Origin of the sequence: Chitinibacter sp. SCUT-21 (assembly GCA_041874755.1) — a bacterium.
In the GTDB taxonomy this organism is placed as follows: domain Bacteria; phylum Pseudomonadota; class Gammaproteobacteria; order Burkholderiales; family Chitinibacteraceae; genus Chitinibacter.
Window position 1 is genome coordinate 1,643,776 of the sequence record CP102611.1, and the last position, 13,209, is coordinate 1,656,984.

Here is a 13,209-nt window from a genome sequence, read left to right on the forward strand (position 1 = left end):
AGCTCGCCCATTTTTCCAGCACTAGCAATCAACATAAGAAACAAATACGAAAGCTAAAGGAAATAAAAAAAGAAGCCGCACAAGATCTACGGGTATACCGCCAAAACATATAATTTAATTGGGCCTACAAAACATACCCAAGGCAGGATAGATTAATCTTTGTTATAGTTGCACTTTTTCACAGACCAGAAGCATAAAGTGAACTAAAATTTGCGCTGCATTGCAGCACGCTCAAGCGCTCAACATCAGCACTTGGTCAATCCCTTAAGCCCCATTAAAATTCGCGAATGCCATTAATTGAATTCAAAAATGTAAGCTTTTCCTACGGCGAAACGCCCATCTTGCGCGATGTATCGTTGCAAATTGCGGCAGGGCAGCTCGTAGCGATTATGGGTGGCTCGGGCTCGGGTAAAACTACGCTATTAAAATTAACTGGCGGGCAAATTCGTGCGCAAAGTGGCGCGGTGCTGGTTGACGGCCAAGACGTTGGCACACTGGCCGAGCGAGAGCTGTATCAACTGCGACGAAAATTAGGCATGCTGTTTCAATTTGGCGCCTTATTCACTGATTTATCGGTTTTTGACAACGTCGCCTTTCCACTGCGCGAACGAACCACACTCCCCGAGAGCATGATTCGTGATTTGGTTTTAATGAAATTACACGCGGTTGGCCTGCGAGGCGCAGCTCAGTCGATGCCGCAAGAATTATCGGGCGGCATGGCACGACGTGTCGCGCTGGCGCGCGCAATCGCGCTTGATCCGCAAGTCATGTTGTACGACGAGCCATTTACGGGTCTTGACCCCATTTCCTTGGCCACTGTCGGTAAACTGATTCGCGAGCTTAACGACGCCTTGGGCACCGCATCGATTGTTGTCACGCACGATGTCGCCGAGTCTTTGGCGATTGTCGATTATGTGTATTTCCTCGCCGATGGCCAGATCGCAGCGCAGGGCACGCCTGAGCAAGTGAAAGCTTCGAGCCACCCCTTTGTGCAGCAGTTTATTAATTCGCAACCCGATGGACCTTTGCCATTTCATAAACCGGCAGCGCCGTACGCACAAGATTTGGGGCTGGCGTCATGAGCGATATGAATTTTTTTGTTAAAGCAGTCAGTCGTTTTGGCGCCCCAATTAGCAGCGCCATCATCAAATTGGGGTTTGCCTGCCGCTTTTTGATCGCGATCTTGCGCCATTCGGGCACTGCGCTCACGCGAGTGCATCTCACCTTGCGTGAAATCTGGTTCGCCGGCGTGTTATCGGTCTTGATTATTGCCGTTTCAGGCCTATTTGTAGGCATGGTGCTGGCATTACAGGGATACGACACCTTGCAGCGCTTTGGCGCATCCAGCTCGCTGGGCATTTTGGTTGCACTCTCCTTAGTCCGCGAACTGGGCCCCGTGGTCGCCGGATTATTATTTGCCAGCCGAGCCGGTAGCGCGATTACCGCTGAAATTGGTTTAATGAAAACCACCGAACAACTCTCTGCGATGGAAATGATGGCCGTTAATCCAATCGCCCGAGTTGTCGCGCCCAAGTTCTGGGGTGGTGTCATTTCGATGCCGCTCTTGGCCGCAATGTTTAGCGCAATGGGGATTTTTGGCGGCTATTTAATCGGCGTGCAATTGATTGGACTTGATGCCGGGAGTTTCTGGTCACAAATGCAAGGCGCGGTTGATTTCCGGCTCGACGTGATGAATGGCGTCATTAAAAGTATCTTTTTTGGCTTCGCTGTCTCGCTGATTGCGGTGTTTGAAGGGTATGATTCGCCCCCTACCGCGGAAGGCATTTCTAGCGCAACCACGCGCACGGTCGTCACGAGTGCGCTGGTGATTTTGGCACTCGATTTTATTTTGACTGCTTTTATGTTTCGGGGAGTTTAAATGAAACGCGGCATGATTGATTTTTGGGTTGGCCTTTTTGCGCTGGCGGGCATTGCGGCGCTGCTGTTTTTGGCATTAAAAGTCAGCAGCCAAGGCAGCTTACCCAGCGGCAGCACGTATCAATTAACGGCCAATTTTGAAAATATTGGCGGTTTAAAAGTGCGCGCACCGATTAAAAGTGCTGGCGTGGTCGTCGGCCGGGTTAGTGATATTGCGTTAGACCCCGAGCGCTTTGTGGCCAAAGTCACGATGGACATGGATAGTCGCTATCATTTCAGCCGCGATAGCTCGGCCGAAATTTTGACCTCAGGCCTCTTGGGCGAGCAATACATTGGCATTACCTCGGGTGCGGATGACAAGGTACTCACTCAAGGCAATACATTTAAAATCACGTCTTCAGCGATTGTGCTGGAGCAGTTAATCAGTCGTTTCCTGTTTAGTCAGGCCGATAAAGAAAAGGAAGAGTAATCAATGCTTAAAGTTTTACGTTATGCGTTTGCGTCAATCTGCTTGACGTTCATGGCTACTAACGCAATTGCTAACGACAGTCCTGAGCAAATCGTCCGTACTGCAAGTAAAGACGTACTCGATATTATTAAGAAAAACGAAAAAGACCCAGCCAAAACCCGTGAACTGGTTGATGCTCGCCTCTCGCCAATGGCCGACTATAAACGTATGACTGCATTGGCCACCGGCCAATACTGGAAAAGCGCAACCTCAAGCCAGCAAGATGCGCTAACCAAAGAATTTCGCACGATGATGGTGCGCACCTACTTGAGCGCGCTGACGCTATACAAAAATGCGCAAATCAATATTAAAGGGACACGGGCGGGCAATGATGCTGACGAGCAAGACGTGCGCACCGACGTCACCTTGCCGGGCCAAAAACCGATCCCGCTCGACTTTAGTTTTGAAAAGCAGGGCGCAGAATGGAAGGTGTACGACATCAGCGTTGATGGCATCAGCTTTATCAATAACCACCGCAATCAATTTGGCTCGGTGATTCGCAAAGACGGTATCGATGGACTGATTAAACAGCTTTCAAGCCGTAACAACGCCGCCAAATCGAGCAAATAAGTATGACAATCGCGTTCCAAGCCCCCGCTCAGCTCACCAGTACGCAGTGCGGCCAGTTACTTGGCGCGATTGACGCTGTTTTACAGCAGGACAATGTGGCCATCGACTTGAGTCAAGTGAACTCGCTCGATTCAAGTGCGGTCGCCCTGTTACTAGAATGGCAACGGCGTGCTTTGCGCGCCAATCGCCAGCTAGAATGGCAGGCACCGCCAGCGGCATTACGCCAGTTGGTGAAGGTGTACGGCGTGCAAGATCTCTTGCAAATCAAGCCTTAAGCAATACACAATACAAAATCCACTTCGCAACTAAGGGGCTGAGCAAATGATGCGCCGCCTGAGCTTATTTCTCGCACTGCTATGCACTGCGTGTGCCACGCCACAGAATAATTACGACCCGCTCGAATCGATCAATCGTCCGATTTACTCCTTCAATTCCACACTCGATGACAACATCGTTCGCCCTGTTGCTGTGGCGTACACCGAATATATTCCAACCCCATTGCGCTCGGCGGTTGGAAATTTCTTTGGGAATATCGATGATTTATTCGGAATTCCCGCTGCGCTATTTCAAGCCAAAGGAACTAGTGCGGCAAAAAGCACCGGCCGCGTGTTCTTTAATACAACGTTGGGCTTAGGCGGGTTGATCGATTGGGCGAGTGACTTGCCGATCGAAAAGCAAGACGAAGACTTTGGCCAAATGCTTGGCGCTTGGGGTGTACCAAGCGGCCCCTACCTGATGGTGCCATTTTATGGCCCGTTAACTTTACGAGACTCTAGCAATACGCTGGCACGTTTGGCGTGGGGTCCCATCGATTATATTGACCCACTCGCGGGGCAAATTGCGTACTACGGCACGTATCTGACCGATCTACGCGCAAGCTTGCTGCCATTTGATGCCGCAATACAAGATCAGCTCGACCCCTATGCCTTTGTGCGCGATACGTATTTGCAGCGCCGCTGGTTCAAGGTTTATGATGGCAACCCACCGCATCCGTTGCCTTTGGGTGAATCTGAAGCGAGCAACAATGCAACCGAGCCAGAGACTCAAACTGCAGCGATGCCTGCGGCCTCCACCCCCAACTCAGCCGAGCTTAATCAGTGAAAGCAATCGAATTTAGTGGCGTAGGTAAAGACTTCGGCAGTTTTACCGCGCTCAAAGAAGTGAGTTTTTCAGTCGAGCAAGGCGATTTCTTTGCGCTGCTTGGTCCCAATGGGGCGGGCAAGACCACTTTAATTTCCATTCTTGCAGGCCTCACCAAGGCCACGCGTGGCGCAACCCGCGTCATGGGCTTGGATGTGCAAGCGGATTATCGCGACGCCCGTCGCGCCGTCGGCATTGTGCCGCAGGAGTTGGTGTTTGATCCCTTCTTTAATGTGCGCGAAGCCTTGGTATTTCAATCGGGCTATTTTGGCATCAAAAATAACGATGCTTGGATCGACGAGATTTTGCACAATCTGGGCTTAAGCGAAAAAGCCCACACCAATATGCGTGCGCTATCGGGGGGTATGAAGCGGCGCGTCATGGTAGCCCAGGCTTTGGTACACAAACCCCCGGTTATTGTTCTGGATGAACCAACTGCTGGCGTTGACGTTGAACTACGCCAAACGCTGTGGTCATTTGTTCAGAGCTTGAATGACAAAGGTCATACCATCGTTTTAACTACGCATTACCTTGAAGAAGCTGAAACGCTGTGCAACCGCATTGCGATGCTCAAACGTGGCGAACTGATTGCGCTGGAAGACAAACACACGATGATGCAGCGCGGCGCTGCGCGCAGCGTGATTTTAAAGCTCAAACCTGCGCAGTTGCCGAGCAGTTTGCAGCATTTATTGATTGCACAACGCGATCAGCAATTTGAGCTAAAGCTGAGCGATTGCAACGCGCTCGAAGCCATCTTGGCCGTGCTGCGCAGCGAGCAAATCACCCTCAAAGATTTGGAAATCACCCAACCCGATCTGGAAGAAATTTTCGTCCAGATGATGCACTCTTAAGCTCGCGGCGGAACACAATGATTGGTTTTTACACGCTTTTTCGTAAAGAGATTCTGCGCTTTTGGCGCGTCGCATTTCAAACTGTCGCCGCACCAGTGCTGACGGCACTGATGTATTTGCTGATTTTTGCCCACGTGCTCGATGCGCATGTGCAGCCCTACCCCGGCGTGCGCTACACCGCGTTTTTGATTCCCGGTCTGATGATGATGAGCATGCTGCAAAATGCGTTTGCCAACACCAGTTCCAGCCTGATTCAATCAAAAATCACCGGCAATATTGTCTATATCTTGCTGCCGCCGTTGTCGCACTTTGAGTTTTTTAGCGCGTACACACTCGCAGGCGCAGTGCGCGGCATTGTCGTTGGTGCAGGGGTATTGATAGCAACTCTATATTTTTCAATACCGCCATTTAAATACCCACTATGGATATTGTTATTTGGCTTACTAGGTTGCAGTTTAATGGCGATTTTGGGGCTGATTGCCGGCATTTGGGCGGAGAAGTTCGATCAACTGGCTGCTTTTCAAAACTTCCTGATTATGCCGCTTACGTTTTTATCCGGCGTGTTTTACTCCATCCATAGCTTGCCACCGTTCTGGCAAACCGTATCGCACTTTAACCCCGTGTTTTATATGATCGACGGTTTTCGCTACGGCTTTTTTGGTGTGAGTGATGTAAATCCTTGGCATTCGCTGGCGGTTGTCGGATTTACTTTAGCAATCCTCACCTTAATCACGCTGACCTTGATAAAATCGGGCTACAAAATCCGCCGTTAATGCGACAATAGCGGCAAAATAACGCAATACTCGTCGTGATACGCCTTTACGACGCAATTTTTAGTCAAATCAAGAGTAATAATGACGCCAGAACTCGTTCAAAGCCTGATTAGTCAGGTGCTACCCTGTCAGCATATCGAAGTGGAAGGCGACGGCCATCACTTCTATGCCACGATTGTTTCAGCCCAATTTGAAGGCCTAAAATTGCTGGCACGCCATCGTTTGATTAATGATGGCCTAAAATCCTACCTCGACTCGGGCGAGCTGCACGCGCTCTCGATGCGCGCAACGCTCACGCCAGCCGAATGGGCGGCGCGTCCTTCTTCCAAGCAGTCATGAGCGAACGAGATCCGCGCTTTGATCTTGGCAGCATTGCCAAAAATAAAGCGGTTATCGAGCAAGCCAAAGTCGATGCTAACAAGCGTGAAGGCAAGTCTGGCGGCCCACTGATGGCGCTGGTCAATTTGCCATGGCTGATTGCCGCGGGTGCATGGATCTGGTGGGAATACTTTCGTTAAGCTGCGCAAGCGGCACAATTTAGCTATTTAGAATATTTATCGCAGCGCGTATCGCTGCGTATTTGTGTGCAAAGGTCAAACATGGACAAACTTAAAATTATCGGTGGCAACCCAATTGCAGGCGAAATCACCATTTCAGGCGCCAAAAACGCCGCGCTACCGATCTTGTGTGCGTCATTGCTGACCGCCGACACACTGCATTTAACCAATGTGCCGCAACTGGCCGATGTCAAAACGACACAAAAATTGCTGCAAGGCATGGGCATGCGCGTGATGACCGACAACGTGCACGAATACGAGCTGACTGCCAACAACATCACCAGCACCATCGCGCCGTACGAATTGGTGAAAACCATGCGCGCGTCGATCTTGGTACTCGGCCCAACGCTAGCGCGTTTTGGCGAAGCGCAAGTATCGTTGCCTGGCGGCTGCGCGATTGGCGCGCGCCCAATCGATCAGCACATCAAAGGCCTGCAAGCGATGGGTGCCGAGATTGTGATCGAGCACGGCTATGTCAAAGCGACTGGCAAACTGAAAGGCTGCCGCTTCCGTTCGGACATGATCACCGTGACTGGTACCGAAAACTTGCTGATGGCCGCAACCTTGGCCGAAGGCACAACGATTCTGGAAAACGCTGCGCGCGAACCTGAAGTCGTCGATTTGGCCGAATGCCTGATCAAGATGGGCGCCAAAATCAAAGGCCACGGCACCGACACAATCACGATTGAAGGCGTGAAAGAATTGCACGGCGCCAGCCACGCGATTGTGGCCGACCGTATCGAAACCGGCACCTTCCTCGTTGCTGCCGCTGCAGCGCAAGGCAAGATTTTGCTGAAAAACACCCGCGCTGATATTTTGGGGGCAGTACTCGATAAACTAACCGAAGCTGGTGCCTACATCGAAACGGGCGACACTTGGATTTCGCTCGATATGAAACAGCGCCCGAAAGCGGTAGATATTCGTACACTCGAATACCCAGCCTTCCCAACCGATATGCAAGCACAATTCACGCTGCTGAACTCAATCGCTGAAGGTACTGGCGTGATTACTGAAACCATCTTCGAAAACCGCTTTATGCACGTGCCGGAACTGGCGCGCATGGGCGCAAAAATCAAGATCGATGGTCACAGTGCGATTGTGACTGGCGTTGAAAAGCTCTCTGGCGCCACGGTGATGGCGACTGATTTGCGTGCCTCAGCCTCGCTGGTCATCGCGGGAATGATTGCAACTGGCGAAACAATTGTCGATCGTATCTATCACCTTGATCGTGGCTATGAACACATTGAAACGAAACTCGCTGGTGTGGGCGTCAACATCGAACGGATTCGCTAATGTTTATTCTTAACCCCAAACCCGCATATCAAGAAGAACAGGACGAGAAGCCTAAACCGCCGAAAGAGCACGAAAAATTCTTTGCCGTGCTCTCGCACTTGGCGGGTTTATTCTGGTTACCGATTTTGCCTGCGCCAATTGTGGCAATTGCGCTGCCGTTTATTGTGCTGCAATTTGCCCGCGTGCATTCTGACTTTGTCGAGCAGCACGCGCGTGAATCGTGCAATTTCCAAATGCTGATGGGCTGCTTTTATATTTTTGCGCTGATCGCGACCTATTTCTTGAACACGACGTTTTTACTGTGGTGGGTCGGCGTTGGCGCGTCGCTATTTAGCATGTGGCAAGGCGGGCGAGCGATTAATGCTTGGCCAGCGAAATACCCCGCCAAACTAAATATATTTAAATAATAGGTATTACTCGACAGAGCAATACCAGAAAGACATACAGGCAGATACCCCATGATCACCATCGCCCTTTCCAAAGGACGTATTTTCGAAGAAACCCTTCCCTTGCTCGCAGCGGCTGGCATCGTTCCGGCGGAAGCACCAGAGAGCACGCGCAAGCTGATCATCGGCACCAATCAGCCCGATGTGCAGTTGATTATCGTGCGCGCCTCGGATGTGCCAACGTATGTGCAATATGGCGCGGCCGATTTGGGCGTGGCGGGTAAAGACGTCTTGCTCGAGCATGGTGGTCAAGGCCTGTATCAGCCGCTGGATTTAGAAATCGCCAAATGCGCGTTGATGGTAGCGACGCAAAACGGCTTTGACTACGAAGGCGCGGTCAAACAAGGTGCGCGCATGCGGATCGCCACCAAATACACCGAACAGGCTAAAGAGCACTTCGCTGCGAAAGGCGTGCACGTTGATCTGATCAAACTGTACGGCTCGATGGAATTGGCTCCGTTAGTGGGCTTGGCCGACGCGATTGTCGATTTGGTTTCAACCGGCGGCACGCTGAAAGCCAATAATTTGGTGGCGGTTGAGCATATTCGTGATATTTCTAGCCGCTTAGTCGTGAATCAATCGTCGCTCAAACTCAAGCACGAACGCCTGCAACCGATGATTGATGCCTTCGCCGCCACTGTCGCGGCTCGCCAGAATTAAGGATCTGCGCACATGGCCAAGCTCAAAATTAACTGGCAACATGTCCCGCTCTACACGCTGTTGTTTATGTTTTGCTGGCCATGGTTAATCAAGCTTGGGCTGGTGGCCCACACCTCCAATACCTTGTATTGGTTTATCGCCGTGGTTTATCTGAACTATATGTCCTTTGTGCTCAGCATCGCCAAAGGACACCGGCTAAAAGATGGCATTGACCCAGTGCAAGCGGTATGGCTGTTTGTGCTGAGTAATATTTTATTGGTGCTGACCTTTGCCACCGGCTGGCAGATGTTCGATGTATATGGCACCAGTGCCGGCTGCACCAATAACACTAACTTCCTCGATTCGCTGTATTTTTCCTTAACCATCTTTGCGACGGTGGGCTTTGGCGACTTTTTGCCGTGCAATGCCGATGGCAAAGCATTATTTATTGCCGAATCGCTGATCGGCTCAACGCATTTCGGCATTTTTATTACGCTAATCTTTAGCCGAGTCATTTTTCCTACCGCAGAAAAAGCATAAATTCACAACAAAATAGCAAGAATGCGTCAGGAATAAATAAGTATTAGTCATATGTGAGCTAGAATACATATTTACCCTAATATGCTTCAAACTCATGAGCGCGATCTTCCGTTTAGTCCTCACTGGTAATTTTCTTCCTGGCGTCGAAACCGAACAAGCAACTGCCGCGCTCGCCAAATTGCTCCGACTAGAAATCGAGCGAACTCAAGCGTTGCTCCTTAATGCGCCGACGGTCATCAAAAAAGCGTTGCCACAGCATCAGCTCGATACCTATCTAAAATTGTTTCATCAAGCTGGTGTTGAAGTTACCGCAGTGCCAATCACGCCGAGTGCGCCAGCTGAGTCCAGCGCCTCCATCGCGAGCCCCGAAACAAACGTAGCCTCTCGATTAGAACAGCCCTTGGCAATTGCACCATTAAGCCTAGAGCCAGCGATTGAACAAATGACGTGTCCACAGTGCGGCAAAGTCCAAGCCAAACGCACGCTCTGCCTAGGCTGCGGCGCCGATATGCCACGGATGCTGGCCGCACAAGCTCAAGCGGCGATAACTGAAGCACCGATCCGAACAGAATCAGTAAGAAGTAGTACAGCACCAAGCCCACGTCGTTCACGACAAGAACCTGAATATGAAACGCCTGCATTTTGGTCGCTTAGCACCGAGGGGCGTTTAGGGCGGATGCGCTATTTCTGCAATGGTCTGTTATCAATTTTGCCCTTGCTAGCGGCGATGATTTTCGCTTTTGCGATCGGCAAAGGCGAAATGACTTTAGTTGGGGTTATTATTTTTATCGGTGCCATCGTTTGGTGCGTGGTACAAAACTATCGAATGATGGTTTTTCGCTTACACGACCTGAATAAACCAACCAAATATGCCGGTTGGATTATTGTCGGGCAAATTGCAATTAACGCCGCTACTGGCGTCAATGCCTCAACCGGCATGATCATTGTAGGCAGTCTGATTTCATTAATCGTCTATGGAGCTTTGGCTTTTGCACCCGGTGATGACGGCGAAAACGATTATGGCCTCCCCGCTGAGCCGCCCTATATCTTTCATTACATCGCTAGCTTTATCTGCGGTATTGCCATCGTGGGTACGATTATACAAACTGCCTCGATGGATTCCCCTGCGGCATCGGCACAAACGCCAAGTGAAGCCGCTTTAGCATTGAGCGACGAAGACATCGACGAGTTGATCGCACAAGTTGAGCAACAAAGCGGCGAAAAACTCACTCGCGAAGAGGCAAGACAAAGAATCAAAGAGCACTACGAGCGCCAAAGCCAGCAAGCCGAATAAGCGGGCTCCCCATACAGCCACCTTCGGGTGGCATTTTTACGCTTTACATTATATATTTTTATATATTATAATAATGCATATTGTTTGAGAGGGGATCACAATGAGTTCAATTCAAAAATTACTGATTGTCGGCGGTGTAGCAGGTGGCGCTTCGGCGGCGGCGCGGGCGCGACGCTTAAATGACAAGGCCGAAATTATTGTGTTTGAGCGTGGCCCTTATGTGTCGTTTGCCAATTGTGGTCTGCCTTATCATTTAGGCGGCGAAATTGCCGAACGCGACGCCCTACTCTTGCACACGCCCGAATCACTGAGCGCGCGTTTTGGGCTCGATGTGCGCGTCAATAGCGAAGTGCTGAGCATCAACCGCACAGCCAAAACCGTCCGTGTTCACAATGCGCAAACGGGCGAAGAATACGACGAAAGCTACGACGCGCTGATTCTAGCGCCGGGTGCAGCGCCCATCCGCCCGCCACTACCGGGGCTCGACAACCCGCGCGTCTTCACTTTGCGCAATGTGCCCGATTTAGATCGGCTAATGAACGCGATGAACAGTGATGTGAAGCATGTTAGCGTCATTGGTGCCGGTTTTATTGGCTTAGAAACCGTCGAAGCGCTGCGTCACCGTGGCTTAGCGGTCAGCTTAATCGAGCGTGCCCCGCAGGTGTTAAGCCCGCTCGACGCCGAAATGACGACGCCGCTAGCCAATACACTGAAAGCGCATGGTGTTGAATTATTGCTGGGCGAGAGCTTGAGCAGTATTAGCGATGGCGCGGCACTGACGCTCAATCTGGAATCAGGCCGTCACGTGAACACCGATCTAGTCGTGCTCGCCATCGGCGTGAAGCCAGAAAACCAACTGGCGCGCGCAGCGGGTCTCGACATTGGGACAACAGGCGGGGTATTGGTCGATAGCCATCAACAAACAAGCGATGCAAGCATATACGCCGTAGGGGATGCGGTAGAGGTTCGCCATACGGTCAGCAATCAAGCCGTATTGCTGCCACTGGCTGGCCCCGCGAATCGCCAAGGCCGTATCGCCGCCGATGCGATTTTTAGCCGCGCAGCCAGCTATCGCGGCAGCCAAGGCACGGCCATCTGCAAAGTGTTTGATCTCACCGCCGCCAGCACCGGCCTGAACGAGCGCACACTGAAAGCCGCCAATGTGCCGTATCAAAAGCTGTATTTACACGGCAACGATCACGCCAGCTATTACCCGGGCGCAGCGATGATTAGCCTAAAAGTCTTGTTCGACCCCCATAGCGGCAAGCTGTTGGGCGCGCAGGCAGTCGGCGAAAAAGGAGTGGATAAACGCATCGACGTGCTGGCCGTTGCGCTGCAAGCAGGGATGAACGTCGATGATTTGGCTGAAATGGAACTCAGCTACGCACCGCCGTATGGCTCAGCCAAAGACCCGATTAATTTAGCCGGCATGGCGGCGCAAAACTTGCAAGCAGGTTTATTAAAGTTGATCGAGCCTGAACAGTTGGCGACCAGCGACACGCAAATTATCGACGTTCGCGAAGCCGAGGAAATCGCCAGCGGCCAAATCAGCGGCGCGCGAAATTTGCCGCTGAGCCAATTGCGCGAATTGAGCCATCTGCTTGATCGAAATAAACCCGTTGTTGTGTATTGCATGGTCGGATTGCGCGGCTATATCGCCCAGCGGCATTTAAGCCAGCTTGGTTTTAACGTACGCAGCCTCAATGGCGGGTACAAAACTTGGCAGATGTGGCAGGCTGCGCAAATGCTTTAAAACAAAACAGCCCCATCGCAAAATGGGGCTGTTTTTTTAACTAGCTCAGATCAGGTACTTGGCGGAACGTTTACTCGACCGCATCCCACCCTTTTTCCGGATTAAAACTCACCATTCTATTAGCAACTTCAGCCGTCGATTTACCCAAATTACGCTGGTAAATCACGCCATCGTGGTTGGTGATAAAACTCATCACTCCCGAGCGGCCATAGCTGGCAGGCCACGCGAGCACGGCAAAACCGCCAAACATTTTGCCGTTTTCCACATAGCTATACGCGCCGTCTTTCGCTGCGGTGCCTTGCTGCTTTAAGATTTTAAAATAGTAGCCATGATAAGGCTCGCTCTTTTTCGAATAACCCTCTTGAGCGGCATTGGCAAAGAAGCTCCCCATCGGGCTAGTCGCTTCACCGTCTTTACTTGGCCAAAATAGGCCGTCTTTACGTTCGGGAGAGCTCACGATTTTATCCGCGTAATGCAAAAGGCTACTGCCTTCGGGCTGCTGCAGATAATATTCGCGCTGCGCTTGCGCGACGGTTTTTAGCGTTTCAATCGCCGATAATTCGTTCAGACCAATCCGGCGAGTGAGCATTTCGGCGCGCCCCGTCGTTCCCGCAAACACCCAACCGCCTTGATCGCGGATCAACGGAATCGCAAATGGATTCGGGTCACTCCCCACTTCGAGTACTTGCTGATTTTTGCCTTTCTCACGCCACTGGTGCGCCTCACGGTAGCTTTTGGCAAAGGCAGCGTAGCGATTTTGATCGTCCACCGTGTCACCTGAGATAATTAAATCCCAGTTCTTTTTGCCAAAAATACGCTGTAGCGCCAGTTGATCATTGCTTTCCAAAGCCTGCACCAGCGCTTCACCTGCCGCATCCGGCGTTTTAAACAATTGCGCGGCCATGGCTGACGACATCAAGAGTGGGCTCACCGCAATTGCGATCATTTGAATTAATTTTTGCTTCAT

17 protein-coding genes are annotated in these 13,209 nt (G+C 51.2%); 16 read left to right on the plus strand and 1 reads right to left on the minus strand.

Features of this window, described 5'->3' with window-relative positions; genetic code table 11:
• Positions 1-287 precede the first annotated feature (287 nt).
• The 16 genes from NT239_07565 to NT239_07640 all read left to right on the plus strand — a co-directional run bounded on the left by NT239_07565 (position 288) and on the right by NT239_07640 (position 12,242).
• A complete protein-coding gene (locus tag NT239_07565) occupies positions 288-1,082 on the plus strand; it encodes an ABC transporter ATP-binding protein (protein XGA72667.1) in 795 nt (264 codons plus the stop codon).
• Positions 1,079-1,879 (plus strand): lipid asymmetry maintenance ABC transporter permease subunit MlaE, encoded by an 801-nt coding sequence (gene mlaE, locus NT239_07570; GenBank protein ID XGA72668.1) that lies wholly within the window; start codon positions 1,079-1,081, stop codon positions 1,877-1,879. The genes NT239_07565 and mlaE overlap by 4 nt, the downstream gene beginning before the upstream one ends.
• Complete coding sequence (gene mlaD, locus NT239_07575) at positions 1,880-2,347, plus strand: outer membrane lipid asymmetry maintenance protein MlaD (GenBank protein XGA72669.1); 468 nt, start codon at positions 1,880-1,882, stop codon at positions 2,345-2,347.
• Between the two features lie 3 nt (positions 2,348-2,350).
• Complete coding sequence (locus NT239_07580; GenBank protein ID XGA72670.1) at positions 2,351-2,956, plus strand: ABC transporter substrate-binding protein; 606 nt, start codon at positions 2,351-2,353, stop codon at positions 2,954-2,956.
• Between the two features lie 2 nt (positions 2,957-2,958).
• Positions 2,959-3,231: an STAS domain-containing protein gene (locus NT239_07585; GenBank protein XGA72671.1), complete on the plus strand. Its 273-nt coding sequence runs from the start codon at positions 2,959-2,961 to the stop codon at positions 3,229-3,231.
• 46 nt (positions 3,232-3,277) lie between these two features.
• Positions 3,278-4,057, plus strand: a complete 780-nt coding sequence (locus tag NT239_07590; GenBank protein XGA72672.1) for a VacJ family lipoprotein — start codon at positions 3,278-3,280, stop codon at positions 4,055-4,057.
• Positions 4,054-4,947, plus strand: coding sequence for an ABC transporter ATP-binding protein (locus NT239_07595; protein XGA72673.1), 894 nt, complete (start codon positions 4,054-4,056; stop codon positions 4,945-4,947). The genes NT239_07590 and NT239_07595 overlap by 4 nt, the downstream gene beginning before the upstream one ends.
• 17 nt (positions 4,948-4,964) lie before the next feature.
• Positions 4,965-5,720 carry an ABC transporter permease gene (locus NT239_07600; protein ID XGA72674.1) on the plus strand — a complete coding sequence of 252 codons (756 nt, stop codon included), beginning with the start codon at positions 4,965-4,967 and terminating at the stop codon, positions 5,718-5,720.
• 81 nt (positions 5,721-5,801) lie between these two features.
• Complete coding sequence (locus tag NT239_07605; protein ID XGA72675.1) at positions 5,802-6,059, plus strand: BolA family transcriptional regulator; 258 nt, start codon at positions 5,802-5,804, stop codon at positions 6,057-6,059.
• Complete coding sequence (locus NT239_07610) at positions 6,056-6,238, plus strand: hypothetical protein (protein ID XGA72676.1); 183 nt, start codon at positions 6,056-6,058, stop codon at positions 6,236-6,238. Before NT239_07605 ends, NT239_07610 begins: the two co-directional genes overlap by 4 nt.
• Before the next feature lie 81 nt (positions 6,239-6,319).
• Positions 6,320-7,570, plus strand: a complete 1,251-nt coding sequence (murA, locus tag NT239_07615) for a UDP-N-acetylglucosamine 1-carboxyvinyltransferase (protein XGA72677.1) — start codon at positions 6,320-6,322, stop codon at positions 7,568-7,570.
• Entirely contained in the window at positions 7,570-7,977 is a 408-nt protein-coding gene (locus tag NT239_07620; GenBank protein XGA72678.1) for a DUF4870 domain-containing protein, read from the plus strand. Before murA ends, NT239_07620 begins: the two co-directional genes overlap by 1 nt.
• Before the next feature lie 51 nt (positions 7,978-8,028).
• Positions 8,029-8,676, plus strand: coding sequence for an ATP phosphoribosyltransferase (gene hisG / locus NT239_07625; protein ID XGA72679.1), 648 nt, complete (start codon positions 8,029-8,031; stop codon positions 8,674-8,676).
• Positions 8,677-8,688: 12 nt separating this feature from the next.
• Complete coding sequence (locus tag NT239_07630; protein ID XGA72680.1) at positions 8,689-9,195, plus strand: potassium channel family protein; 507 nt, start codon at positions 8,689-8,691, stop codon at positions 9,193-9,195.
• A gap of 94 nt (positions 9,196-9,289) precedes the next feature.
• Positions 9,290-10,489 carry a DUF805 domain-containing protein gene (locus NT239_07635; GenBank protein XGA72681.1) on the plus strand — a complete coding sequence of 400 codons (1,200 nt, stop codon included), beginning with the start codon at positions 9,290-9,292 and terminating at the stop codon, positions 10,487-10,489.
• Positions 10,490-10,589: 100 nt separating this feature from the next.
• Entirely contained in the window at positions 10,590-12,242 is a 1,653-nt protein-coding gene (locus NT239_07640) for an FAD-dependent oxidoreductase (GenBank protein XGA72682.1), read from the plus strand.
• A 70-nt stretch (positions 12,243-12,312) separates the two neighbouring features.
• On the opposite strand, the gene NT239_07645 is transcribed toward NT239_07640, so the two are convergent.
• Positions 12,313-13,209, minus strand: a complete 897-nt coding sequence (locus tag NT239_07645) for a DUF2950 domain-containing protein (GenBank protein ID XGA72683.1) — start codon at positions 13,207-13,209, stop codon at positions 12,313-12,315.

Coding starts and splice junctions, on each gene's coding strand:
- NT239_07565 (XGA72667.1), top strand. CDS start 288: ATGCCATTAATTGAATTCAAAAATGTAAGCTTTTCCTACGGCGAAACG.
- mlaE (XGA72668.1), top strand. CDS start 1,079: ATGAGCGATATGAATTTTTTTGTTAAAGCAGTCAGTCGTTTTGGCGCC.
- mlaD (XGA72669.1), top strand. CDS start 1,880: ATGAAACGCGGCATGATTGATTTTTGGGTTGGCCTTTTTGCGCTGGCG.
- NT239_07580 (XGA72670.1), top strand. CDS start 2,351: ATGCTTAAAGTTTTACGTTATGCGTTTGCGTCAATCTGCTTGACGTTC.
- NT239_07585 (XGA72671.1), top strand. CDS start 2,959: ATGACAATCGCGTTCCAAGCCCCCGCTCAGCTCACCAGTACGCAGTGC.
- NT239_07590 (XGA72672.1), top strand. CDS start 3,278: ATGATGCGCCGCCTGAGCTTATTTCTCGCACTGCTATGCACTGCGTGT.
- NT239_07600 (XGA72674.1), top strand. CDS start 4,965: ATGATTGGTTTTTACACGCTTTTTCGTAAAGAGATTCTGCGCTTTTGG.
- NT239_07605 (XGA72675.1), top strand. CDS start 5,802: ATGACGCCAGAACTCGTTCAAAGCCTGATTAGTCAGGTGCTACCCTGT.
- NT239_07610 (XGA72676.1), top strand. CDS start 6,056: ATGAGCGAACGAGATCCGCGCTTTGATCTTGGCAGCATTGCCAAAAAT.
- murA (XGA72677.1), top strand. CDS start 6,320: ATGGACAAACTTAAAATTATCGGTGGCAACCCAATTGCAGGCGAAATC.
- NT239_07620 (XGA72678.1), top strand. CDS start 7,570: ATGTTTATTCTTAACCCCAAACCCGCATATCAAGAAGAACAGGACGAG.
- hisG (XGA72679.1), top strand. CDS start 8,029: ATGATCACCATCGCCCTTTCCAAAGGACGTATTTTCGAAGAAACCCTT.
- NT239_07630 (XGA72680.1), top strand. CDS start 8,689: ATGGCCAAGCTCAAAATTAACTGGCAACATGTCCCGCTCTACACGCTG.
- NT239_07635 (XGA72681.1), top strand. CDS start 9,290: ATGAGCGCGATCTTCCGTTTAGTCCTCACTGGTAATTTTCTTCCTGGC.
- NT239_07640 (XGA72682.1), top strand. CDS start 10,590: ATGAGTTCAATTCAAAAATTACTGATTGTCGGCGGTGTAGCAGGTGGC.
- NT239_07645 (XGA72683.1), bottom strand. CDS start 13,209: ATGAAGCAAAAATTAATTCAAATGATCGCAATTGCGGTGAGCCCACTC.